The organism is Chryseobacterium sp. IHB B 17019 (assembly GCF_001456155.1).
GTDB lineage: Bacteria > Bacteroidota > Bacteroidia > Flavobacteriales > Weeksellaceae > Chryseobacterium.
In genome coordinates, this window is sequence record NZ_CP013293.1 from 3,931,790 (window position 1) to 3,957,668 (window position 25,879).

Here is a 25,879-nt window from a genome sequence, read left to right on the forward strand (position 1 = left end):
ACGATCCTTTTAATGTTTTTTAGTTATTACTTGCTGTTTTTATTTCAGTTGTCTTGATATCCGTTCCTAATCTTTGTAGGTAAGAAATAAGAGCTACAATTTCTTTTTTCTCTAATTCACCTTTAGGTCTCTTAGCATAAGCGTCTTTTAAGTCTGCTGCTTCAGAGAAGATATCTCTTACAATTTTTGAAGCCTGGTTATCTGCCCAAGAATTTGCAGAATCAATTTCAGCTTTTGTGTAAGGAACGTCAAATGCATTCTTCATCAACTTCATTTTGTCCACCATCTTAGATCTGTCAAGATTGTTGGCAATTAACCAAGGGTAACGAGGCATGATAGAACCTGCAGACGTAGATCTTGGGTTGTACATGTGCTTGTAATGCCAAGAGCTTGGGTTTTTACCACCTTCTCTATGCAAATCCGGTCCTGTTCTCTTCGATCCCCAAAGGAACGGCCTGTCATATACAAACTCTCCTGCTTTAGAGTATTGTCCGTTTTTACCGTTGAATCTAGTAATCTCATCTCTGAATGGTCTTACCATCTGCGAGTGACAAGCGTTACATCCTTCTCTGATATATAGATCTCTTCCTTCTAATTCTAATGGGGAATATGGTTTTACTGCTGAAATGGTTGGAACACTTTTCTTAAGAGATAGAGTAGGGATGATTTCCACCATACTACCTATTGAGATCGTTAATAAAGATAAAATACCTAATAACATTGGTGTTCTCTCCAACCAAAGGTGAGTACCTTCTCCTTCTTTACGCTTAGCTCCAATGTTTGCTAAAGCTGGTGCTTCTGCAGGTACATCTTTCTGGAATGATCCTTTTCTTACCGTTGCTATAAGGTTTACAACCATTAAAATAGCTCCTGAAAGATAAAATAATCCTCCTAAGAATCTCATTTTAAAGTAAGGAATAATCGCCGTTACAGTGTCCAGCCAGTTTTTCCAAACTAAAGTTCCGTCCGGGTTGAATTGTTTCCACATCAATCCCTGAGTAAATCCTGAGATATACATTGGAACCGCATAGAAAATAATTCCTAACGTTCCCAGCCAGAAATGCCAATTCGCTAATTTTGTAGAATATAATTTCGTTCTCCACAAGATTGGGATCAGATAATAGATAACCCCGAATGCCATGAAACCATTCCATCCAAGAGCACCTAAGTGTACGTGACCAATTACCCAGTCTGTAAAGTGACCGATTTTGTTAATGTTTTTCGTTGCCAATAAAGGTCCTTCAAAAGTTGCCATACCATAACAAGTTACTGCAACAACGAAGAATTTCAAGATAGGATTTTCTCTTACCTTATCCCAAGCTCCTCTCAGCGTAAGAAGCCCGTTCAGCATTCCTCCCCAAGATGGTGCGATCAACATGATAGAGAAACCTGTTCCCACTGCCTGAGCCCAAGCCGGCAACGCTGTATACTGAAGGTGGTGAGGACCAGCCCAGATATATACGAAAATTAATGACCAGAAGTGAATAATAGACAGTTTATAAGAGAAAACCGGTCTGTCTGCAGCTTTTGGCAAGAAATAATACATCAAACCTAAAACCGGAGTCGTTAAGATAAATGCAACGGCATTGTGACCGTACCACCACTGAACGATAGCATCTTTTACACCCGCATAAGCAGAATAAGATTTCCATCCTGTGAATGATAATGGAACTTCAAGGTTATTGAAAATATGAAGCATTGCTACCGCAATCCACGTACCGATGTAGAACCAGATTGCAACATACAAGTGTCTTACTCTTCTTTTGGCAATTGTTAAGAACATATTTGCCCCGAAAATGATCCATGAAACTGCGATCAAAATATCAATTGGCCATTCGTGTTCTGCATATTCTTTAGAGGTGTTGATTCCCATAAAGAAAGTAATGTAAGCCGCCACAATCATGATCTGCCAAGTCCAGAAATGGATCCAAGACAGGGTGTCGCTATACATTCTTGTTTTTAATAATCTCTGTAAAGAGTAATAAACTCCCACAAATACACTATTACATACGAAGGCAAAAATTACAGTCGTAGTATGCAACATTCTTATTCTTCCGAAACCAAATGCTCCCTGGGAATTGATAAGCCCCTGGATATTTCCGCTTCTCAAACTCTGGATGGTAGTATCATCCGTCCCAAAGAAAAACTCTGGAAGCTCCGGATAGAAGAGCATTAATGCTGCTGTAAGCCCAAACAAAAACCCTATGATCCCGAAAACTACGGTCGCATAAAGAAATGCCCGGACAATATTGTTGTCATAACTAAACTTTTGTGTTTCCATATCAACTATTCACTTTTTTCTTCAATTTTATTATTTTCTCCTTTCTCTTTATCGCCTTCTTCGTTGCCATCACCTTCCTTTTCCTTGATTTCTTCGGAATCGAAAAGTATTCGTACAGCCGGAGATTCATCATCTTCAAACTGTCCTTTTCTGGCATAGACTATAAAGACGACCAGGAAAACTGCAGCCAAAGAAACGCTGCAAAGGATCATTAAATATAGAATATCCATCAGACAACAAAATTAACCTATTTTCGGGGTTCAAATTTAATGAAAAATAATGACATTCATCACGAAATAAGGATTTCAGCTAATTTAAAATCAGTCTAAATAAGGGCTTTTAAGCCTGTTTTTTGAAATATTTTCTGCCCAGGATCCAAGTCGAAAATGTTGTAAACGTTACCACCGTGATCGAACTTATAGGCATAAGTATCGCTGCAAAAAGTGGGTGCATATGTCCTGTAACTGCGTAACTTAAACCGACAATATTGTAAAGGAAACTGATTATAAATGTCATTTTCACAATCGTAATCGAGCCCTTACAAACGTTGAGATAGTCATCCAGCCTGACTACTTTTTCACCATTCATGATCACATCGGATGAGGGTGTAAAGCTGTTGGTGTCGTCTGCAATGGCAATCCCGACATTGCTTTGTTTCAATGCTCCCGCATCATTCAGTCCGTCTCCAAGCATGGCGACTTTCATTTTCTGATTCTGAAGGTTTTGGATGTAATTAAGTTTGTCTTCCGGACTTTGATTGAAGGCCATTCCCTGATAATTCGGGATTAATTCCTTCAACTGGTTTTCTTCAGAAGAATTGTCTCCGCTCAGAATAAAAATTTTATAATCAGTCAGTTTTTTGAATAAATTTTTAAGATTTTCGCGGTATTCATTTTTAAAAATAAATTTCCCTAAAAATTCTCCATTTTTACTGATATATACAGCTGTTTCAAGATTTTTAGATTCCTGATTGTTGTATTTTGCAGAACCGATCTTGTAAACATTTCCTCTTATGCTTGCCTCATATCCTTTTCCGGAGATCTCCTGAAAATTTTCAACCGGGAAATACTCATCTTTTATCTCAATAAATTCATATAAAGATTTAGAAAGCGGATGGTTTGAATTCTTTAATAATGTTTTAATATTCAGTAAATCAAAGTCTTTTATTTCCGAACCTTCATATTTGATATTGGATTTTTTTCTGTGGGTAATTGTGCCTGTTTTATCAAAAACAATGGTATCTAATTTTGCAATTTTTTCGATCGTTAAAGTATCTTTTACATAAAACTTATTTCGACCTAAAATCCTCATAATGTGTCCAAAAGTAAAAGGTGCTGACAACGCAAGCGCACAAGGACAGGCAATAATTAAAATCGCGGAAATTACCTGAAACATTTTCTCGAAATCAACCGTTGCCCAATAAATTCCGGATAGTAAAGCAATGCCTAAAATAATGAATGTGAAATATTTACTGATGTTATTTGTAAGTGTGTCAAGCCCTGTTTCGTGCTTTTTGAAAGCTTCTTTATTCCAAAGCTGAGTCAGATAACTCTGATCAACATTTTTAATAACTTCCAACTCCAAAGAAGATCCAATTTGTTTTCCCCCTGCAAAAATCTTATCTCCCGGCTGTTTGCTGATCGTTGCACTTTCTCCGGTGATAAAACCATTGTCAATATTCCCTTCTCCATGAATCAGAATGGCATCAACAGGAATAATTTCCTGATTTCTGACTAAAATTCTATCGCCAATTTTAATTTCAGAAAGTAAAATATTATCCTGTTTTCCTTCAAAATCAACCTTTGTTACTGCAATCGGGTAGAATGATTTGTAATCTCTGTCGTAAGACAGCGCACTGTAGGTCCTTTTTTGGAAAATTTTGCCTAAAAGCATGAAGAATAAAAGTCCACATAAAGTATCGAAATATCCTGGCCCATAATCAGTTGCAACTTCATACAAGCTACGACCGAAAAGAACAATAATTCCCAAAACAATCGGAACATCAATGTTGACAATTTTATTTTTTAATCCATACCAAGCAGATTTATAATAATCCGAAGCCGAATAAACTACAACCGGAATCGCGAGAAAACACATCAAAGCCCTGAAAAGCCCTTTATAGTGATCCATCCAATAATCTTCGCCACCGATGTATTCAGGAAAGGCAAGGAACATCCCGTTTCCGAAAGCAAAAGCGGCAATAGCAAACTTTACAAGCAGGGATTTATCGAGATGCTCAACATTTTTATCAGCCGTTTCAAGGCTGATAACGGGCTTATATCCTAAATTTGTTAAGAAATTAGCTAATTCGCTTAGTTTTAAATCATTATGGTTGAATGAAATCTGTAAGGTCTTTCTTGTGAAATTGACCTGGGAATATTTAATGTCTTTGTTTAAAGTATGAAGGCTTTCCAATAGCCAAATGCATGATGAACAATGGATTACGGGAATTTTAAATGTAACAAGGCTTGTGTTTCCTTCTGAGAAATCGGTTACTTTTTCAAAAATTTCCGGAGTATCTAAATAATCAAACTGTGAAGAATTTTCATCGCTCGGACGAATTCCTGCTCTTTTATTTAATTCGTAAAAATTACTTAAATTATTAGCATTCAGAATCTCGTAAACAGACTTACAGCCGTTGCAGCAAAAAATCCTTTCATCAAAAGAAATTCTTTCCTTTTCGATACCCTGACCACAATGAAAACAGTTCTCGCTCACCTCCATAAATTATTGAACTACAAAATTATAACAATTTTTTTTGTTTATCGAGTTAAAAAGTTCTATTTTTGTGATAAATGTCATATAAAATGTCGCAGGAACAACAGATTGCCATTGAAGAGAGGTTCGCCAGAGTTTTTAATGATAAATCATTTAAGGAAAGACTTTCAAGTGCAGATTTTGATAAATATATCAACGCCAAAAAGAAACTGAGTTTTCAAAAACATGATACGATCTTCGAGGATGGTGAAACTCCGAGAGGGGTTTATGTTTTGGAGAGAGGTGCTGCAAAATTATCAAAATCAGGAGCTTTCGGAAAAGATCAGATTTTAAGATTTATCAAAGAAGGGGACATCATCGGATACCGTTCTTTGCTTTGCGGGGAAAATTTCCAGGCGAAGGCTGAAGCTATGACAGACATTGAAGCTACTTTTTTACCTTCAGATGTTTTCATGCATCTGCTGGAAGTCGATTCCCAGCTTTCTTTTATAATGCTTCAGAAAATTTCTTATGAATTGGGAGAATCATCAAATACGATTACTTTCCTGGCTCAAAAAACGGTAAGAGAAAGATTAGCGGAGATTTTATTGCTGTTGGAACAGAAATTAGGAGTTGACCCTGAAGGATTTATCAAAATTTCTTTAACAAGGGAAGAAATTGCCAACATTATCGGAACGGCTACAGAAAGTGCAATCCGTTTGATTTCCGAATTTAAAGGAGACAATCTCATCGAAGTAGATGGAAGAAACATCAAAATTCTCAACCACGACAAATTAATGAAACTAGGACACGTAGTTTTATAAATCATACAAAATTTAAGTCGGCTCAGGGCCGACTTTTTAACTTTTAAAATAGATACATTATGTCTGTTCACTCTGAAATTAAAAAAGTTACGACTGAAACCTTGCGTAAAATGAAATTCGACAAGGAAAAAATAACGATGCTTACGGCATACGATTTTACCACTGCGAAAATGGTGGATGCAGGAGGAGTTGATACAATTCTGATCGGGGATTCTGCTGCTAATGTGATGGCGGGTTTTGAAACAACATTGCCAATTACTTTGGATCAGATGATTTATCATGCCCAAAGTGTTGTGAGGGGAACGGACAGAGCTTTGGTAGTTGCTGATTTACCTTTCGGATCTTATCAGAGCAATCCTGAAAAAGCTTTGGAATCTGCGGTAAGAATGATGAAAGAGGGTGGTGCTCACGCTGTGAAAATTGAAGGAGGAAAAGAGATTTCAAAATCAATAAAGAAAATTATCAATGCCGGAATTCCTGTGATGGGACATTTGGGTTTAACGCCACAATCCATTTATAAATTTGGCACCTATAAAGTAAGAGCGAAAGACGAGGCTGAAGCTGAAAAATTAATCAGTGATGCACAACTTTTGGAAGAATTGGGTTGTTTTTCTGTTGTTTTAGAGAAAATTCCAGCAGATTTAGCCAAAAAAGTGACAGAAGCAATTTCAATCCCAACCATCGGAATCGGAGCCGGACCTCATTGTGACGGACAGGTTTTAGTTTACCACGATATGGTTGGAATGAATAAAGGTTTCAGTCCAAAATTTTTAAGAAGATACCTTGACCTTTACACAGAAATCACAGGAGCGGTTTCTCAATACGTACAAGACGTGAAAAGCCAGACTTTTCCTAACGAAAATGAAAGTTACTAATTAATGAAAAATCAACAATCTACACAGGGAATTCTTTCCATCGTTGCATTGGTTTGCCTTGCAGCGGGATGGTTCAATTTCTTTTCACCGGAAATTAATATTTTACTTTCCAGAAGAATCTTTTATGTGCTCATTGGGATTAGCTTTTTCCTGCAGGCACCATCTCTTACCAATAAAAACTTTATGTATGCAATGTACGGCGCAGCTGCACTGTGTATCGTGGGAGCATTATTTCCTTTGGAATGGAAGATTGCAGGGATAAAAACAATTGGACTTTTAGGAGGAATTATTCTTTCATTTACAAACAGACCAACGTACCGTCAGTAGATCATGGAGGAGCAGATTGTGTATGAAGACAACCATCTTTTGGTGATTAATAAAAAGGTCGGGCAGCTTGTACAGGGCGACAAAACCGGCGATGAATCTCTATTGGATTCAATTAAAAATTTTATAAAAAAAAGAGACAATAAACCCGGAAATGTTTTTCTGGGTTTGGTCCATCGTATTGACAGGCCGACATCGGGGTTGGTGATTTATGCTAAAACATCAAAAGCCCTTACCCGATTAACCCAAATGGTAAAAAACCGTGAAATCGAAAAAACATATTGGGCAGTTGTTGCTAAGGAAATGATTCCCCAGACGCAAAGGCTGGTTCATTACTTACAGAAAAACGAAAAGAATAATAAGGCTATTGTTTTCCCGAAAGCTACACAAGGCGCAAAGGAAGCGATTCTTACTTATCATATTATTAAAACGTTGGATAATTATTTACTTCTTGAAATTGATCTTGAAACAGGAAGGCATCATCAAATCAGGGCTCAGTTGTCAAAAACAGGAATTCCCATTAAAGGTGATTTAAAATATGGAGCGCCACGTTCCAATCCGGACGGCGGAATTAATCTTCATGCCAGGAAGCTGGAATTTATTCATCCTGTTACCAAAGAAAAAATAAAAATTACAGCTCCCGTTCCGCAGAATGATGCGATTTGGAGAGCTTGTGAGGATTGATTTTTAATAGGTCGGAAGTTAGAAGATGGAAGCTGGAAGTTATATTCGGGGGTTCCATTTTTTATTTTAGCCCATAATTAAAATCAAATAATACTTTTTACGGTTACAAAACCTCCAGCCTTCATCCAACTTCCAGCCCCTTCTGAAAAATTTTGCCCATTTCAAAAAAATAACTAACTTCGTCCAAACTTTAGGGGTGTCTGCGAGAAGCGGACTGAGATTTTACCCTTTGAACCTGATCTGGATTATACCAGCGTAGGGAAAAGTGAGATGACTTTTGCTGCACATTCTATTGTGCAATGACGGACATTCCTAAAGTATATTTAAAAAATTTAGGAATGGAACTCACAATCAATCACACATTACGAACATTTGATTCACTTCCCGAAACCCTGGGAGCATTATTGGCTATTGAAATACCCGAAAAGAAAAAAGGTATTGCAGTTGCCCTCAACAATCGCATTATTCCGCAGTCATTCTGGGCGGGAACTATTCTCAACGACAAAGATTCAATTTTAATTATCACTGCTACTCAAGGCGGTTAAAAAATATTTTTATGGCTCACAACATCACACGTTCACCGTTTCCGAACTCAAAAAAAATCTATGTTGAAGGGAAAATTCATCCCATTAATGTAGCGATGCGCGAAATACAATTAAGTCCGACAAAACTTACCAATGGAAAAATTGAAGAAAATCCGCCTGTCACCATTTACGATACTTCAGGACCTTACACAGACGAAAGTTCTGAAATTGATATCGAAAAAGGACTCCCAAGAATCAGAGAACAATGGATTTTGGATAGAGATGATGTCGAAATTTTAGATGGAATTACTTCCGACTACGGAAAAAAACGCCTTGCTGATTCAAAACTGGATGAGCTGCGTTTTTCTTACAATCACAAGCCAAAAGTTGCCCAAGAAGGTAAAGAAGTTACCCAATTGTATTACGCAAAACAGGGCATCATCACTCCTGAAATGGAATACATTGCCATCCGAGAAAACCAAAAAATTGAGCAGCTGGATTCTGTTTCAAAAGACATGGCTTTTCAACATCCGGGAAATAGTTTTGGAGCAAGAACGCCGAAAAGCAAAATCACTCCTGAATTTGTAAGAGATGAAATTGCAGCCGGAAGAGCGATTATTCCCAACAATATCAATCACCCCGAAAGCGAACCGATGATTATCGGACGAAATTTCTTGGTTAAAATTAATGCCAACATCGGAAACAGTGCCGTTTCGTCAAGCATTGAAGAAGAAGTTGAAAAGGCAGTTTGGGCTTGCCGATGGGGAGCCGACACGATTATGGATTTGTCTACGGGAAAAAACATCCATGAAACCAGGGAATGGATCATCAGAAACAGTCCTGTCCCGATTGGTACCGTTCCGATTTATCAGGCATTGGAAAAAGTAAAAGGTGTTGCAGAAGATTTAACCTGGGAAATTTTTAAAGATACGTTGATCGAACAGGCAGAACAGGGAGTTTCATACTTCACGATTCACGCTGGAGTTTTGTTGAGATATATTCATTTGACTGCAAAACGTGTGACGGGAATTGTTTCGAGAGGTGGTTCTATTATGGCAAAATGGTGTTTGTTTCATCATCAAGAAAACTTTTTATATACCCATTTCGAGGAAATTTGCGAAATCATGAAAAAATATGATGTTGCTTTTTCTTTGGGAGACGGTCTTCGTCCGGGTTCAATTGCTGATGCCAATGATGAAGCGCAGTTTGCAGAACTGGAAACGTTGGGAGAACTTACAAAAATTGCCTGGAAACATAATGTTCAGGTGATGGTTGAAGGTCCAGGTCACGTTCCAATGCATATGATCAAAGAAAATATGGAGAAACAATTGGAAGTCTGTGCCGAAGCTCCGTTTTATACATTGGGTCCTTTGACTACAGATATTGCACCAGGTTATGATCACATTACTTCGGGAATTGGGGCAGCGATGATTGGCTGGTTTGGTTGTGCGATGTTGTGTTATGTGACACCGAAAGAACATTTAGGACTTCCGAATAAAGAAGATGTAAAAGTTGGAGTTATTACCTACAAATTGGCTGCTCATGCTGCAGATTTAGCGAAAGGCCATCCAGGAGCACAATATAGGGACAATGCTTTAAGTAAGGCAAGATTTGAATTCCGTTGGGAAGATCAGTTCAATCTTTCGTTGGATCCAGAAACTGCAAGATCTTATCATGATGAAACACTTCCTGCGGATGGAGCGAAAATTGCCCATTTCTGTTCAATGTGTGGACCGAAATTCTGCTCTATGAAAATTACACAGGAAATCCGTGAATCCGCAGAAAAAGGAATGTTCGACAAATCTCAGGAATTCATCGAAAAAGGGAAAGAAATTTATATATGATCATCGTTATCACTCCTGAAAAGATTATTGAGAACGAAACTGAAATTATGAATGAATTATTTCAGGAAGGCTTGGATTTGCTTCACATCAGAAAACCTTTCATCAATTCAGAAGAAATGACGGATTTTATTCATAAGATAAATTCAAAATTTCATCACCAATTGGTTTTGCATAATCATTATAATTTGTCGAAAGATTATACTATTTCAAGATTTCATTTCCGGGAAATTGACAGACGAAATGATTTGTATAAATCTTTTTCAGATAAAACAATTTCAACATCTGTTCATGATATTGAAAGCTTTAATGAATTAAATGAAGACTGGGAGTATTCATTTATCAGTCCGGTTTTTCCGAGTATTTCTAAAAAAGGATATGGAGAAAGCTCAACGATTTTAAATGAGATTAAAGGTCGTGATAATCACAATGTAAAATTAATTGCTTTGGGAGGAATTAATGAAAATAATATCAATGAAGCTTTTGAAAGTGGAGTAGATGGCGTGGCTTTGTTAGGTGCGATTTGGGAAAGTGATCAACCTTTACAAATTTTCAAAAAATGCAGACAGAACGTCCTTTCGTAATGAGTATTGCAGGCTACGATCCAAGTGGTGGAGCAGGTTTGTTGGCGGATATTAAAACAATGGAACAGTTGAAAGTTCAGGGTTTAGGAGTTTGTACGGCAATGACTTTACAGACAGAATCTCAATGTTTGAGTTTGAATTGGCAACCTTTAGATGAAATTTTGAACTCAATTGATGTTTTAATGAAAAAATATGCTGTTCAGGTTGTAAAAATCGGAGTTGTCAAAGATGCGGAATTTTTAACTGAAATTGTAAAAACAATTAAATCTATTAATCCTCAAACAAAAATAATTTGGGATCCCGTTTTGAAAAGTACATCCGAGTTTTCTTTTTTTGATCTGAATACAATTTCTGAACTGGAAAATGTTTTACAACAAATTGATTTAATGACACCAAACTATAATGAATATAGGGTTTTACAGAAATTTAATCTTTTTAAAAATGCGAAAAATTCATGTTCAGTTTTAATTAAAGGTGGACATCGAGAGGATAAATTAGGCATGGATATTTTATTGGATAATGGAAAAGAAATTGCAATTCATCCAAATGATGAAACCTCGGTTTTCTACCCAAAACATGGTTCCGGTTGTGTACTTTCTTCTGCGATTGCAAGTCATTTAGCTTTAGGTGAAAATTTAGAAAATGCCTGCCGAAACGGAAAATTATACATTGAAAAGTTTTTAACAAGTAATTCTACTTTACTGGGTTTTCATTCTTAAAAATTATGAGTAAAACGTGCTGTCTTTGCTGAGTGAAACGCCTTTGCGAAAAAGAAATATGCAGTATAACTTTAAAACTAACCTTGCGATCTTTGCGTTAAAAATTAAATTAAGAATTAAATGGAAAAATTACAATACATCTCACAAGGATTTACGATAGAAGACCAGGAACTGAACATCCGAAAAGCTCTTGATGCCGGAGTAAGATGGATCCAGGTTCGCTGGAAAAATGCTCCTGAAAATAAATTTATTAAACTTTGTGAAATTTCAAAAAATTTATGCTCAGACAATCAGACAGTTTGTATCATTAATGACCATGTTCAGATTGCAAAAGATATTGATGCAGACGGTGTTCATTTAGGATTAAAAGATACTTCTATAGAAATTGCAAGACATATTTTAGGTCAAAATAAAATTATTGGAGGAACAGCAAACACCATCGAAGATGTTCTTCAAAGAATGAATGAGCCATGTGATTATATCGGTTTGGGACCTTTGAGATTTACTTCAACCAAAGAAAAACTGAGCCCGATTTTAGGTTTTGAAGGGTATGAAAAAATCATTCAAGATTTAAAAGAAAAATCATTAGAAATTCCAAAAATATTTGCCATTGGCGGAGTTGTTCTGAATGACATTCAATTATTACAGCAAATAGGAATTTATGGTGTCGCAGTTTCAGGAGTAATTACAAACGAACCGACTTTCGTAAAAGAATTTAAAAAAGTTTTACAATGAAAAATCAACCATTAATTATAGCAGAAAGAACTTTCGAATCGAGATTGTTTTTAGGAACAGGAAAATTCGGAAACCTTTCAGAAATGACCGATTCCATTATCGCTTCAGGAAGTGAAATGGTAACAATGGCATTGAAAAGAATCGATTCCCAATCTTCAGAAGACGATTTGTTGAGTGCTTTAAAACCTACAAAATCTCATCTTTTACCCAACACTTCAGGAGCCAGAACAGCAAAAGAAGCGGTTTTAGCAGCGCAATTGGCAAGAGAAGCATTGGAAACCAATTGGGTAAAACTGGAAATCCATCCTGATCCAAAATATTTATTACCAGATCCTATTGAAACCCTTTATGCAACGGAAGAATTGGCAAAATTAGGATTCATTGTGATGCCTTACATTCATGCCGATCCTGTTTTATGCAAACGACTGGAAGATGCAGGAACAGCAGTTGTGATGCCTTTGGGAGCGCCGATTGGAACGAATAAGGGCTTGAGAACGCTGGACTTTTTAGAAATAATTATTGCCCAAAGTAATGTTCCTGTGGTTGTTGATGCTGGAATTGGAGCACCTTCCGATGCGGCAAAAGCCATGGAAATGGGCGCTGATGCGGTTTTGGTGAATACTGCCATTGCGGTTGCAAGAAATCCTGTGAATATGGCATTAGCTTTTAAAGAAGGGGTAATTGCCGGAAGAAGAGCCTTTGAATCTGGTTTAGGAGCGATTGGGAATCATGCTGAAGCATCAAGTCCGTTGACTTCTTTCTTATTTGATTAAACTTAATTTTATGAAGAGTTTTAAAGATTTTTTTGAAAATTATCAATGGGATGAGGTAAAGGCAAAACTTGAAAAAGTGACGTTATCTGATGTGGAAAGCAGTCTTCAAAAAAAGAATAAAACAATCGAAGATTTCCTGAATTTTCTTTCACCTGTTGCGGCTCAGAAATTGGAGGTCATGGCGAAAATGACGCAGCAACTCACTCAGAAACGATTCGGAAAAACTATCCAGCTGTATGCTCCGCTGTATCTGAGCAATGAATGTCAGAATATTTGTACGTATTGCGGTTTTAGTTTGGATAATTCCATTAAAAGAAAAACACTTTCTGATATGGAATTGATGATAGAAGCCACTGTTTTAAAATCAATGGATGTCAATCACGTTTTGTTGGTAAGCGGAGAAGCGAATAAAACAGTCGGGATTAATTATTTTTTGAATGCTGTCCGTTTGTTGAAGCCACATTTTGCCAATATTTCAATTGAAGTTCAGCCGTTGTCGGAAGAAGAATATCAGCAGCTTCATGATGCGGGTGTGAATGCTGTTTTGGTCTATCAGGAAACGTATCATCAGGAAGTTTATAAAGAATATCATCCGAAAGGTAAGAAGTCGAATTTCAATTTTCGTTTGGAAACGCCTGACAGAATCGGAAAAGCCGGAATTCACAAAATAGGGTTGGGCGTTTTGCTCGGTCTGGAAGATTGGAGAGTCGATAGCTTTTTTAATGCGTTACACATCGATTATCTTCAAAAGCAGTATTGGAAAAGTAAATTTTCCGTTTCATTTCCGAGACTTCGACCTGCCGAAGGAATCATTGAACCGAATTTTATCATGTCTGATAGAGATTTATTACAATTAATTTGCGCCTATAGAATTTGGAACGAAGATCTGGAAATTTCTATTTCAACAAGAGAAAATGAAAAGTTTAGAGATAATATCATTTCATTGGGAGCAACGGCGATGAGTGCGGCTTCAAAAACGAATCCCGGTGGTTATGCGGTTGATAAAGAGTCTTTGGAACAATTTGAAACCAGTGACGAAAGAAGCATGGAGGAAATTAGAAATATCATTAAAAAAGCAGGCTATGATCCTGTGATGAAAGACTGGGATTCTGTTTATAGTGGAATTTAAATCTAGAAATTATTTAACGCAATGTTCGCAAAATTTTTCATCCAACTATCATATCTCTCCGTTCGCAAAGGCGTTTCACTCTGCAAATGATAGATGTTATTTTTCGCCCTGGCTGAGTGAAGCGCCTTTGCGGACAAAAAATATGCAGTAAAACTTTAAAACTAACCTTGAGATCTTTGCATTAAAAACAAAATTTAAAATGATTCAACCATAACTTATTTATGAAAAGCGAAGACACTTTTGCACGATACAGCCGACAGATTTTTATTGAAGAAATAGGACTTGAAGGTCAACGAAAAATCATGAATTCAAAAGTTCTTGTCATTGGAGCCGGTGGTTTGGGAAGCCCAGTTATTCAGTATTTGGCGGCGGCGGGAGTTGGGACTTTGGGAGTTGCAGACTTTGATGAGGTTGAACTACATAATTTAAACCGACAAATTATTCACAATGAAAATTCGGTTGGGATTTCAAAAGTGAAAAGTGCAGAACAGTTCGTGAAAAACCTTAATCATCAAGTCGATTTTATCGGAATTGAAAGCAAAATCAATGATTCAAATGCAGAAGAAATCATTTCTCGGTTTGATATTATTGTTGATGGTTCGGATAATTTTAAAACAAGGTATTTAATTAACGATACTTGTAAAAAGCTTTCTAAACCGTTGGTTTACGGAAGTATTTTAGGCTTTTCGGGGCAGGTTGCTATTTTCAATTTTAAAGGAAGCAAAAACTTGAGGGATATTTTTCCTGAACCACCTTTGGATGAAAATCTTCCGGATTGTGACAGTCTCGGAGTTTTGGGAGCCCTACCGGGAATTGTTGGGAGCATGATGGCAAATTTGACATTGAAAATAATGACTGATTTGCCTTTACACGTCAATCAATTAACATTAATTGATACTTTAAACTGGAGATTTCAGACTCTTGATTTCTAATTTCCAAGAAAGAATATTTCTATCTTTTGTGGTATGTGAAAAAGCATTTTATTTTGTTTTAGTTAATTTAATCCGAATATTATTTTGAATTTGTTATTTATTTTGGGTAATGTTTATTTAAAATGTATATTTAAGATTAATTTAATCCACATCCAAATGAAACATTTTTACAAATCTTTCTCTCTTCCGGAGAGGGGAAAAAAGTTTTTTACGCCAACCATACTTGGGGTTGCATTATTTTTAGGAATATATAACACGGCTCAGGTAAGTACCTATAGCTTTACCCAGTCGGCAGGGAGTTTTTCGGCTATTAGCGGAACAAATTTAGATATTGCGACGGGTAATACCTCTACAACTAATCTTAACAGCGCTGTTTATCCTGTAACATTACCTTTTAACTTTGTTTTTAATGGAATTTCTTATAGTTCCATGAATGTATCGACGAATGGTTTTGTAACATTCGGGGCAACAGCACCTTCCACGACAACTACAACACCTATTTCCTCTACAACTGCCTATGAAGGAGCTATTGCGGCTTTCGGAAGAGATATCAGCAGTATGTATGAAATTAACGGGACTACAGGAAGTATCAGTTGGGAAACTTTGGGGACGGCTCCCAACCGTGAGGTTGTTGTTCAGTGGAAAAATTTCCGCCCAAACAGCAGTACTTCTGTAACGGCAGCGTATGCATTTGCATTTCAGATAAGATTACATGAAACCACAAATGTTATTAATACCGTATATGATACCGGAGGTTATATTATAGGTAACACTGCTTTGTCCGGAACTGTACAGATTGGTTTAAGGGGAAATTCTAATGCTGATTTTAATAACAGGCTAAATGCAACATCACTGGAATTCATAAGTTCTACTCCAGGTACTGCGAATTCGAGTACACAGAATTTTCATACAATTAATGCTGTTCCGGGAATGCCTACTGCTGGATTAACGTATACCTGGACTCCACCTACATGCTGGGTTCCACAAACGTTAACCGTAGTATCCACTGCAACAAATTCAGCAAATATCACATGGCAGGCTCCTTCCACCGCACCGGCGAGTTATGATATTTATTACAGTACTTCAAGTACACCGCCAACTTCTTCTACACCTCCTACAATGCCAAACTTTGCGGGTACGACAGCTACATTAAGTCCGCTGACGGCTGCAACAACGTATTATGTTTGGGTAAGATCAAATTGTGGTTCAGGTAATTTCAGTGCATGGTCTTTATTACCTGTACAATTTACTACACAATGTCAGCCGCCTGTAGTTTCTTCAACTACTCAGGCTACGGTCTGTCCGGGAAGCACAGCAACTTTATCAGCAGTGACAACGGATCCTGCAGCTGTTTTGACTTGGTATGACGCAAGCTCAGGAGGAAATGTCGTAGGTACAGGAAGTACTTTTACGACACCTGCACTATCTGTTACGACTCCATATTATGTTTCTGCTACCAACGGAACTTCTATGTTTGTAGGTCCGGCAACTCCGAATTCTATGGCAGCACCGGCTATAACAGGAGCAATTAATACTTATTATATTCAGTTTGAAGTGACAAATCAGCCGCTAACTTTAGTTTCGACAGATGTATTTCCGGAATCGGCAGGACAAAGTACAACGCTCGAAATTTTACAGGGACCAACATCATTTAGTGTAATTAATACCATTCCTTTCACTTCCACAATTGCAAGTGATGGAACAACACCTCAGACAGTTCCTATCAATATGACACTGACGCCGGGAACTTACAGAATGAGAATGTCCGGTGGAAATTATTACAGAAATTATCAGAGTAATGCGGTTTTCCCATATTCAATTCCTAATTTCAGTATTACAACAGGCTCAAATGCAGCTTCCGATTCTTATTATTTTATGTATAATCTTAAAGTAAATTCGGGATGTGAATCTCCAAGAACAACAGTAATGGCAACCGTAGATGCCAATTGTTTGTCTACTTCGGAAGTAAAATCAAAAGATTTGCTGAAGGTTTATCCTAATCCTTTCACGGATGTTATTAACATTGACAGGCCGGAGATGGTAAAATCAATTCAGGTAACTGATGTTTCCGGAAAATTAATTAAAAATAACGTCAAAGCAGAATCAGTTTTAAGGTTTAATGATCTTTCGCAAGGTTTATATATTTTAATTCTTGATATGAAGGACGGAACGAAACAATCCATTAAAGTGATTAAGAAATAATAAAAAGAAACGGCTCAGATTAATGAGCCGTTTTTTTATTGTTTAAGTTATTGTCCTGGCTGTATTACACCGCCATTTTCTTCTTTTTTGGTACTGTTCAGGATGTTTGGATCTTCTTTGGCCAACTTATTTTTTGTTGGGATTTTATAATTGATTGATAAACCAAAGTTTCTCGTATCATATTTATTCCTCATATAAACAGCTTCTCCGGAAGGCGGATTGGAACGCACCTGCATTACCTGCCCGTTGAAAATATCATTCGCAAAAACAGAAACCGTAAGACGGTTATCCATAAATTTCTTTGTTAAAGTTATATCTAAAGAATTATTAAATGGTTTTTCCGCCGTGAAATAAAAATATCCTGCTTTTGGCGTTAAATAACTGTAATTTGCCGTTAATTTAATCTCTTTCGGCAAAATAATTTGCGTCATAATATTAAAAATCCAGAAACCTTTATTGTTTAGATTGTCAATGTCATGCTTTTGATAACCCGCGTACAGATACATGAAATTAATTTTATCAGGATTAAAATTAAACTTCATAATCTCACTGATCGGCTTACTGAAAACCATAAACGGAATCGGAAGCCCCACATTGAAGTTGTGAATCTTCATATTGGAAATATTCACCTGCTCATTGTACAGGTTTTTACCATCTTTTCTAATGATCTGAGCCACCTGATTTTTCGCCGAACTTACACTGTATCCGATGAAAGCATAATCGAAGGCCGAAACTTTCAATTCATAATTATCAAAAATTGTTGGCTGTAGATTCGGGTTACCTGTTACCTGTGTATTGGGTCCCTGAAACGTTGTGTTGTTCGGGTTTAAGGCAGAAATACTCGGTAAGCTGATCTTTTTATTGTAATTTGCAGCAACATACACTTGGTTCATTAAGTTGTACTGAACGCTTGCATTCGGGAATAATTTAAATTTATTAAATGGAATTAAATCCTTCTGAACCACAGTATTTGTACTGTCCAACACTCTCGTAACTCCCGAAATATCGTAGTTTTCTGCACGTGTCCCTAAAATAAAGTCAAACTTTTTCAACTTAGCCTGGAATTCCAGATAAGTTGCTGTAGTTTGTCTTTTATATTCTAAATTCGTTAAACCTTTGCTTTCCGTATCAAAATCCTGATTTTCATATAAACCTCCCAAGCTTACTTTTCCACCGTCAAGAATTTTCAATGGTTGAGAATAATCGACTTTAAAATTGGCGATTCTCATATCGGATTTGTTGCTTAAAACATTTCCTGCTGTAAATGAAAATGCTTCTTCCGGATTGTAAAATGTACCTCTTCTGAAAATGTTATCCTGATCAAATTTGCTGTCCGATTTTGTATATCCAAACTGGAAATCTAATTTCTGAGCTTTATCATCAAATCGTTTTTGATAAGTGACAACCGCTTCCTGTCTCGTATTCAAAGTATGCGCGGCATCGGAAGCATCAAAAATAAAGTCTCTGTAATAAAATTGTTCAGGGTTGGTGTTGGGAATTGTAACTTTTTCAGCTCCTTCACCATCACTCAAGGTGTAATTGTCATTGTTATTGTGATAAATATCGTAGTTTAATAATAATCTGTCATCCCCAAGATCAAAAGTCAACCCTGATTTTGCAAAATATCCGCGTCCGTATCTGTCTGTATTGCTTCGTAACAAATCATTTTGATTAGTAGTAAGCATACTTTCACGATAGTTTTGACCGATGTTCAATTGCCATCCGAAAATTTTATTTCTTGCATTTAAGTTTAATGAATTACTCGTTCTGCTTCGGAATTTATCGTAATTGGTGAAAGAATAATTTCCTGAATAAGTTGCCGTTAAATATTTATTGGCATTTTTATTCGTGATAATATTCATGATCGCACCTCCGGAAGTGGCCGGGAATTCTGCGCCGGGCTGCGTGATCACTTCAATTCTGTCCACTGAATTGGCAGGCATGCCTTCAAGAAAAGAATTTAATTCGTTGGAGGTAATATTTAAAGGTCTTCCGTTAAGATAAACATCTAAAACTTTTCCTTGATACATCATTCCTGCAATGTCTGTAGAAACAAGGCCGGGAAGTTTTTTAATTCCTTCTAAAACATTCCCGTTATTGAGTTGCGGCTGTTCTGAGAAATCAAAAATGGTACGGTCAGCTTTTTGTTCAACAGCTTTTTTAGTTTTAGTGATCGTAACTCCTTCGATTTGTTTTTCTTTGGTTTGATTATCAGGCTTTTCCTGGGCATAGGTAAATATTGAGCCTAAAATCAGCAACGGAATAGTTATTTTTTTCATAATGTTTTTTCTACTTCTATCAGTTAGACGCTGAAAAATAAGTTTTGTTACAAAAAAAGGTCTTGCAAACGCAAAACCTTTATTATGATTAAATATGAAGTTTAATTTATAACATCCCTTTCATTGCTTTTTCTTCCTGATAAATTCTTATGATTAAAATAACAAGATAAACCGGAAGTACAAACATCATCGTTTTCCAGGCATTACATAATAAGGTAACGCCAATGATTTCGGGAATTACATTTAAAAAATAATTCGGGTGGCGGACAGTTCTGAACAAAAATGATTTTACAATTTTATGATTGGGAACGATGAAAATTTTCACCGTCCAAACTTCACGAAGCGCATAGATTACATAAAATAGCATCAAATATGAAAATGTAAGAATACATAAACCGATTTTTAAGTAAAGATTGAATTCAACATTGTTGGTATATGCTTCATAAAACGAACCTCCGTAAACAGCGATGTGAGCAAGAGTTAGTAATAACGAATTTAGTTTTCCGTATTCTATAGCCCCTGATTTTTTTATTCTTTGCTCGTTTTTGATGGAAATAAAAATTGTAATGAGTCTTACAGCGAAGAAACAGATTAAAATGATGGAAACAGTATTCACGATGATAATTTTTTTTGATCAGTGCAAAAGTAAAGATTTTTCTTCATATCGTGAAATAATATGGGATTAAAAACACAAAAAAAGCAGCTCCAATTGGAACTGCTTTACTTATGATTAATTTAATCTAACAATTAATTTTCTTGTTGTTTAATCAAGTTTAATGCAGAACCAGCTTTAAACCAATCGATTTGCTGAGCATTGTAAGTATGATTTGCCATAACAATGTCTTTCGTTCCGTCTGCGTGAACGAATTCTAAAGTCAATTGTTTACCTGGAGCGAATTGCTCAAGATCTAGGAAGTTTACAGTGTCGTCTTCCTGGATTTTGTCATAATCAGCTTCGTTTGCAAAAGTTAATCCAAGCATACCTTGTTTTTTAAGGTTAGTTTCGTGGATTCTCGCGAATGATTTTACCAATACTGCTTTTACTCCAAGATGTCTTGGTTCCATTGCAGCATGCTCTCTTGAAGAACCTTCTCCGTAGTTTTGATCTCCCACAACGATTGAAGGAACTCCTGCAGCTTTGTAAGCTCTTTGTACAGCAGGAACTTCTCCGTAAGAACCGTCTAGTTGGTTTTTAACTTTATTAGTTTCCATGTTGTAAGCATTTACGGCTCCAATCAACATGTTATTTGAAATATTATCAAGGTGACCTCTGTATTTCAACCATGGTCCGGCCATAGAAATGTGGTCAGTTGTACATTTTCCGAAAGCTTTGATCAATACTTTAGCTCCTTCGATATTTTTACCGTCCCAAGCCGGGAACTCTTCTAATAACTGAAGTCTGTCTGAAGTAGGGCTTACATTTACCTGAACAATAGATCCGTCTGCTGAAGGCGCTTGGTATCCCGCATCTTCTACTGCGAATCCTCTTGCCGGCAATTCAGAACCTTTAGGCTCATCTAATTTTACCTGCTCACCGTTTTCAGCTGTTAAAGTATCTGTAATCGGGTTGAAGTCTAATCTTCCAGAGATCGCTACAGCAGCTACCATTTCAGGAGAAGCTACGAATGCGTGAGTATTTGGGTTACCGTCAGCTCTTTTTGCAAAGTTTCTGTTGAAAGAGTGGATGATAGAGTTTTTCTCACCTTTTTCAGCGCCTTCTCTGTCCCATTGACCGATACATGGCCCACAAGCATTAGTAAAGATTCTTGCGTTCTCAAATTTTCTGAAAGAATCTAAGAATCCGTCTCTCTCAGCTGTATATTTTACCTGCTCTGAACCTGGGTTGATTCCCAAAATAGCTTTTGGCTTTACACCTTTGGCTACAGCATCTTCTACAATAGAAGCAGCTCTTGACAAATCTTCGTAAGAAGAGTTGGTACAAGAACCGATCAAAGCCCATTCAACTTCTAATGGCCATCCGTTTGCTTCCGCTTTAGCTCTGAATTCAGAAACAGGAGTCGCTAAATCCGGAGTGAAAGGTCCGTTAAGATGAGGAGTAAGTTCAGAAAGGTTGATTTCGATTAATTGATCAAAATATTGATGAGGGTTTGCATATACTTCAGCATCACCCGTTAAGTGCTCAGCAATTTTATCAGCAGCATCTACTACATCCTGTCTTCCTGTAGCAGCCAGATATCTTCTCATGGAATCATCATACCCGAAAGTAGAAGTTGTAGCCCCAATTTCAGCACCCATGTTACAGATAGTACCTTTACCGGTTGCCGAAAGAGATTCTGCTCCTTCCCCGAAATATTCTACGATGCATCCTGTCCCACCTTTTACAGTAAGAATTCCTGCTACTTTTAAGATAACGTCTTTGGCAGAAGTCCATCCGCTCATTTTACCAGTTAATTTTACACCGATAAGTTTAGGCATTTTAAGTTCCCAAGCCATTCCCGCCATTACATCTACTGCATCAGCACCACCTACACCGATGGCTACCATTCCCAATCCTCCCGCGTTTACCGTGTGAGAATCTGTACCGATCATCATACCTCCAGGGAATGCATAATTTTCCAATACAACCTGGTGAATGATACCAGCTCCCGGTTTCCAGAATCCGATTCCGTATTTATCACAAACGGAACTTAAGAAATTAAATACCTCAGAGTTTTTATTGATACCTTCCTGTAAATCTTTATCTGCACCTACCTTTGCCTGAATCAGGTGATCGGCATGAGCTGTAGAAGGAACTGCAACTTTGCTTTTTCCTGCCTGCATAAACTGTAAAAGTGCCATCTGTGCAGTTGCATCCTGCATTGCTACCCTGTCCGGAGCGAAATCCACATAGGAATTCCCTCTTTCATAAACTTGTGTAGCATTACCCTCCCAAAGGTGAGTGTATAGTATTTTTTCTGATAATGTAAGAGGTTTGCCCACGATTTGTCTTGCCGCAGCAATTCTTTCCGGGTAACGCTCGTACACTTTTTTGATCATATCGATATCAAATGTCATATCTCAAAAACGTTTTAAAATTATCAAACAATTAAAATGTTCCCAAAATTACGAATTTTTAATATTTTATCGGAGTTAAATTATTTAGATTCTTTATAAATATGAATTTTATATTTTCTATTTTTGGTCGTATTTTTGCAACCAAATGATGGATATGAAAAATGTAGTTCAATTTTTATGCGTATTTATTTCAGTTTTCATTTTTTCTCAGACCAAATCTGTGAAGAAACTGCCTATTAAAAATACACCGAAAACTGCTGTTAAAAAGATAACCGGAACGCCGAAGAAAACCTCTGATTTACCTGTGGTGAATGCAGAAATTCCTCTTTTGATCCCGAAAAAGAAAGACGGAAATTTTGGCTATGTAAACCAGAAAGGAAAGTTTATTATCCAACCGGAATATCATATTGCCGTATTTTTTTATGAAGATTGTAATCTTTTAAATTCACCTAACGAAAAAGTAAGAAAGTTCGGAACAGCAGATTATGCAACGGTGGAAAAGGATGAAATATCATATAGGATAAATAAAAAAGGAAAGAGGGTTTATAAATTTAAAAAAGAGGATCTTGGGCAATGTGCTCATAAAGAATACGTGCAGCAGCTATTTCAGGCCTACACTATGAACGGCTTTTTCGGTATTATAGAAAAAGCAAAATTCCGAAATGCTCAGGATTACAGAGATTTTCAGATATATCCTCAATATGAATATTTATATATTCTGGAAGGAGATGATGTAGCAAATCCTATGATTGTTGCTTCAAAAAATGATACTTTCGGGGTCATTGATGTCAATAACAATATTATTATCCCTTTTGAATATTCAGATATAAAACGAAACTTCAGCTGGAAACTGGGGAAGATGTTTGATGTTTCCAAAGACGGAAAAAATTACTACTACGTTGATTCAAAAAACAAAACGTATTAGGCTGGAGCCGAAGCATCTTCTTCAATTATAATCTGCGAATTTTTTAACTAAAAATTAATCCTAAAAGCTTAAAACCAACATTTCGTAAATTTTTCGTAATTTCGCGACTGAAATAAAGGGGTGCTGTAACAAGCTGAGATTATACCCAATGAACCTGGAACGGGTAATGCTGTTTAGGGAAGCATTTATATAATTGATAAATGATAATTGATAAATAATTTTATCAGTTTTTATAAAAAAAGTTAAAATCAATCATCTTTTATCGCTTATCAATTATAAATAATCCGCCCCTTTTATTCATTAAATTTTAAAAATTTATAGAATGAAAGGATTATTTTTTTTAGGGCTTACCGTTGGCTCTTTTGCTTTTTTACAAGCACAAAATACCGATTCCCTGAAAATAAGGGAAATTGAAGCTGTTAATTTTACCAAAAGACTTCCTGTTGCCAAAGAAATCATCAATGTTGCCAAAGATATTGACAGCCGGAATTTAGGTCAGGATCTGCCGATCCTTCTTAAAAACCAGACTTCCATTATCTCAACTTCGGATGCCGGAAATGGTGTTGGCTACACGGGATTCAGGATTCGTGGAGTTGCAGGAAACGGAATTAATGTCATGATGAACGGCGTTCCATACAACGATTCCGAAAGCCAGGGAACTTTTTTTGTGAATGTCCCGGATCTTACAAGCTCTGCGTCACAAATCGTAATTCAAAGAGGAGTTGGAACTTCAAATAACGGTGCGGCAGCGTTTGGGGCGAGTATCAATGTTCTTTCCAAAGATCCTGAAGAGAAGTTTTATTTTAAAACCGATGACAGCTACGGTTCGTTCAACACCTACAAATATTCTGCGGAAATAGGTTCCGGAAAATTCTGGGGAAACAGGCTTTCTGTGATGGGAAGATACACGCACATCAATTCCGACGGCTATATTGACAGAGCTTTTTCAAAACTGGATTCTTACAATTTCACAGCTTTGTATGAAGAAGGAAAAACGAGAATCCGCTTAATGGCTTTTGGTGGAAAAGAAAAAACGTATCAGGCCTGGAACGGAATTGATAGGAAAACCTGGGAAACAAACCCGAAATTCAATTATTCCGGAGCAATTTATGATGCAAATTGGGAAAATATCGTTGGTTTTTACGACAACGAAACTGATAATTACAGACAAAACCATTACCAGTTACTTTGGGAGCAAAAATTTAATGACCGTTGGAATTTAGAAACAACTTTACATTACACAAAAGGAAAAGGTTACTATGAAAATTACAAGCAGGGAGATCCTTTTGCGAGATACAATTTGGCTGATACAAATGGTGAAGAATACTCAGATTTTATCAGAAAAAAATGGCTGAATAATGACTTTTATGGCTTAGTTTCTACATTGTACGGAAAATTTGAGAATCTTGATTTGAATTTCGGAATTGTAGGAAATCAGTATTACGGAAGACATTTCGGAAATGTGACCGGCGTTTTCTTCCCGGAAATTGATGAGCACGAATACTACAGAAACCGTTCTGTGAAAAATGAAGTAGCGGGATTTGCAAAAGCTTTAGTCAGAGTTGATAACTTTGAATTTTTTGGAGATCTGCAGTTGAGAAATATTGATTACGATACGAGAATTATTACGGAAGGAGACGATGAAGGTGCTAATTTGGACAAAAACTGGTTGTTTTTCAACCCAAAAGCGGGAGTTAATTATAGAATTCCACAAGGAAAAATCTTCATTTCCTATGCTCATGCTCACCGAGAGCCAAACAGAGATGATTTATTAGCCAATAATAACGTTAAAGCAGAAAAACTTCATGATTTTGAGGCTGGTTTAGAAAAACAATTCGGGATTGTGTCGTTTACGGCGAATTTATATTATATGTATTATGTCAATCAGTTAGTTTTAAATGGTGAACTGAATAATGTCGGAGCTTTCATCAGAACCAATTCCGGGAAAAGTTTCAGAAGCGGAATTGAATTAGGAGCTTTGGCAAAACTTTCAAAACAATGGGAGGTTTCAGGAAATGTAAGCTTCAGCAACAACAGAAACTTAGATTTTAAAGTAGAAAATGAAGGTTCAACGAAAGATTTAGGTAATACTCAGATTTCTTTTTCGCCGGACGTTATTGCCAATTTAGGAGTGAAATTTAATCCTACAAAAAACTTCCAGTTTGCATTAATGAATCAATACGTTGGAAAGCAATACCTAGATAATTCAGAAGATGAAAATTTACAGTTGAAAGATTATCTTTTGACGGATTTTAATGCACAATATCAATTTAAAATAAAAAATAATGATATTGCATTGAAGCTTTTGGTGAATAATATTTTCAACAAAAAGTATGTGAACAACGGAGCTGTTTATGACGGAACTCCCTACTATTTTTCCCAAGCCGGAACCAATTTTATGTTCGGGATCAGCTGGAAAATTCAGTAATCAATCAGGCTATATTTAAACTAAATTATAGTAAAAGGTAAAAGTTAGATTTTTTTAAGGCTGCTTCGGCAGTCTTTTTTATTTGTGGATTTTCAGATTTGAAAATAT

Annotated in this window: 21 protein-coding genes and 1 riboswitch; of the genes, 15 read left to right on the top strand and 6 right to left on the bottom strand. The window is 36.6% G+C overall.

Going from position 1 to position 25,879, the window contains the following annotated elements:
• Positions 1-19: 19 nt before the first annotated feature.
• The 3 genes from ccoN to ATE47_RS18215 form a co-directional block, all read right to left on the bottom strand.
• Entirely contained in the window at positions 20-2,281 is a 2,262-nt protein-coding gene (gene ccoN / locus ATE47_RS18205; protein ID WP_062163295.1) for a cytochrome-c oxidase, cbb3-type subunit I, read from the bottom strand.
• Between the two features lie 5 nt (positions 2,282-2,286).
• Entirely contained in the window at positions 2,287-2,511 is a 225-nt protein-coding gene (gene ccoS / locus ATE47_RS18210; RefSeq protein ID WP_062163296.1) for a cbb3-type cytochrome oxidase assembly protein CcoS, read from the bottom strand.
• Positions 2,512-2,620: 109 nt separating this feature from the next.
• Positions 2,621-4,999: a heavy metal translocating P-type ATPase gene (locus ATE47_RS18215; RefSeq protein WP_062163607.1), complete on the bottom strand. Its 2,379-nt coding sequence runs from the start codon at positions 4,997-4,999 to the stop codon at positions 2,621-2,623.
• 89 nt (positions 5,000-5,088) lie between these two features.
• On the opposite strand from ATE47_RS18215, the gene ATE47_RS18220 reads away from it, so the two are divergent.
• The 13 genes from ATE47_RS18220 (at position 5,089) to ATE47_RS18280 (ending at position 17,124) form a co-directional block, all read left to right on the top strand.
• Positions 5,089-5,802, top strand: a complete 714-nt coding sequence (locus tag ATE47_RS18220) for a Crp/Fnr family transcriptional regulator (protein ID WP_062163297.1) — start codon at positions 5,089-5,091, stop codon at positions 5,800-5,802.
• 59 nt (positions 5,803-5,861) lie between these two features.
• The gene (panB, locus tag ATE47_RS18225; RefSeq protein WP_062163298.1) at positions 5,862-6,677 is read left to right on the top strand and encodes a 3-methyl-2-oxobutanoate hydroxymethyltransferase; all 816 of its coding nucleotides are present in this window, start codon (positions 5,862-5,864) and stop codon (positions 6,675-6,677) included.
• A 3-nt stretch (positions 6,678-6,680) separates the two neighbouring features.
• Positions 6,681-7,004 (top strand): hypothetical protein, encoded by a 324-nt coding sequence (locus ATE47_RS18230; protein ID WP_062163299.1) that lies wholly within the window; start codon positions 6,681-6,683, stop codon positions 7,002-7,004.
• Positions 7,005-7,685: an RluA family pseudouridine synthase gene (locus ATE47_RS18235; RefSeq protein ID WP_062163300.1), complete on the top strand. Its 681-nt coding sequence runs from the start codon at positions 7,005-7,007 to the stop codon at positions 7,683-7,685. It begins immediately after the preceding gene.
• Between the two features lie 182 nt (positions 7,686-7,867).
• Positions 7,868-7,964: riboswitch (TPP riboswitch) on the top strand.
• 59 nt (positions 7,965-8,023) lie between these two features.
• A complete protein-coding gene (gene thiS / locus ATE47_RS18240) occupies positions 8,024-8,230 on the top strand; it encodes a sulfur carrier protein ThiS (RefSeq protein WP_062163608.1) in 207 nt (68 codons plus the stop codon).
• 11 nt (positions 8,231-8,241) lie between these two features.
• Complete coding sequence (gene thiC / locus ATE47_RS18245; protein WP_062163301.1) at positions 8,242-10,053, top strand: phosphomethylpyrimidine synthase ThiC; 1,812 nt, start codon at positions 8,242-8,244, stop codon at positions 10,051-10,053.
• Positions 10,050-10,634 (top strand): thiamine phosphate synthase, encoded by a 585-nt coding sequence (locus tag ATE47_RS18250; protein ID WP_062163302.1) that lies wholly within the window; start codon positions 10,050-10,052, stop codon positions 10,632-10,634. Before thiC ends, ATE47_RS18250 begins: the two co-directional genes overlap by 4 nt.
• Positions 10,610-11,353, top strand: coding sequence for a hydroxymethylpyrimidine/phosphomethylpyrimidine kinase (locus ATE47_RS18255; protein WP_082632636.1), 744 nt, complete (start codon positions 10,610-10,612; stop codon positions 11,351-11,353). Before ATE47_RS18250 ends, ATE47_RS18255 begins: the two co-directional genes overlap by 25 nt.
• A gap of 120 nt (positions 11,354-11,473) precedes the next feature.
• Positions 11,474-12,088 (top strand): thiamine phosphate synthase, encoded by a 615-nt coding sequence (locus ATE47_RS18260; RefSeq protein WP_062163304.1) that lies wholly within the window; start codon positions 11,474-11,476, stop codon positions 12,086-12,088.
• Positions 12,085-12,861 carry a thiazole synthase gene (locus ATE47_RS18265; protein ID WP_062163305.1) on the top strand — a complete coding sequence of 259 codons (777 nt, stop codon included), beginning with the start codon at positions 12,085-12,087 and terminating at the stop codon, positions 12,859-12,861. Before ATE47_RS18260 ends, ATE47_RS18265 begins: the two co-directional genes overlap by 4 nt.
• Before the next feature lie 10 nt (positions 12,862-12,871).
• The gene (gene thiH, locus ATE47_RS18270; protein WP_062163306.1) at positions 12,872-13,990 is read left to right on the top strand and encodes a 2-iminoacetate synthase ThiH; all 1,119 of its coding nucleotides are present in this window, start codon (positions 12,872-12,874) and stop codon (positions 13,988-13,990) included.
• 221 nt (positions 13,991-14,211) lie between these two features.
• Complete coding sequence (locus ATE47_RS18275; RefSeq protein ID WP_062163307.1) at positions 14,212-14,922, top strand: HesA/MoeB/ThiF family protein; 711 nt, start codon at positions 14,212-14,214, stop codon at positions 14,920-14,922.
• Between the two features lie 156 nt (positions 14,923-15,078).
• On the top strand, positions 15,079-17,124 hold the full coding sequence (locus tag ATE47_RS18280) for an Ig-like domain-containing protein (protein WP_062163308.1): 2,046 nt from the start codon (positions 15,079-15,081) through the stop codon (positions 17,122-17,124).
• A 47-nt stretch (positions 17,125-17,171) separates the two neighbouring features.
• Here the strand turns inward: ATE47_RS18280 and ATE47_RS18285 are convergent, their stop codons facing one another.
• From ATE47_RS18285 to ATE47_RS18295, 3 genes are all read right to left on the bottom strand, one after another.
• A complete protein-coding gene (locus ATE47_RS18285) occupies positions 17,172-19,403 on the bottom strand; it encodes an outer membrane beta-barrel family protein (RefSeq protein WP_062163309.1) in 2,232 nt (743 codons plus the stop codon).
• A 106-nt stretch (positions 19,404-19,509) separates the two neighbouring features.
• Positions 19,510-20,019, bottom strand: coding sequence for an isoprenylcysteine carboxyl methyltransferase family protein (locus tag ATE47_RS18290; protein WP_062163310.1), 510 nt, complete (start codon positions 20,017-20,019; stop codon positions 19,510-19,512).
• A gap of 131 nt (positions 20,020-20,150) precedes the next feature.
• Positions 20,151-22,418, bottom strand: coding sequence for an aconitate hydratase (locus tag ATE47_RS18295; RefSeq protein ID WP_062163311.1), 2,268 nt, complete (start codon positions 22,416-22,418; stop codon positions 20,151-20,153).
• Between the two features lie 154 nt (positions 22,419-22,572).
• Here ATE47_RS18295 and ATE47_RS18300 point away from each other — a divergent pair, with 154 nt between their 5' ends.
• Together ATE47_RS18300 and ATE47_RS18305 are read left to right on the top strand one after the other, a co-directional pair.
• A complete protein-coding gene (locus ATE47_RS18300) occupies positions 22,573-23,343 on the top strand; it encodes a WG repeat-containing protein (RefSeq protein WP_062163609.1) in 771 nt (256 codons plus the stop codon).
• Positions 23,344-23,665: 322 nt separating this feature from the next.
• The gene (locus tag ATE47_RS18305; RefSeq protein WP_062163312.1) at positions 23,666-25,771 is read left to right on the top strand and encodes a TonB-dependent receptor; all 2,106 of its coding nucleotides are present in this window, start codon (positions 23,666-23,668) and stop codon (positions 25,769-25,771) included.
• The last annotated feature ends 108 nt before the right edge of the window (positions 25,772-25,879 follow it).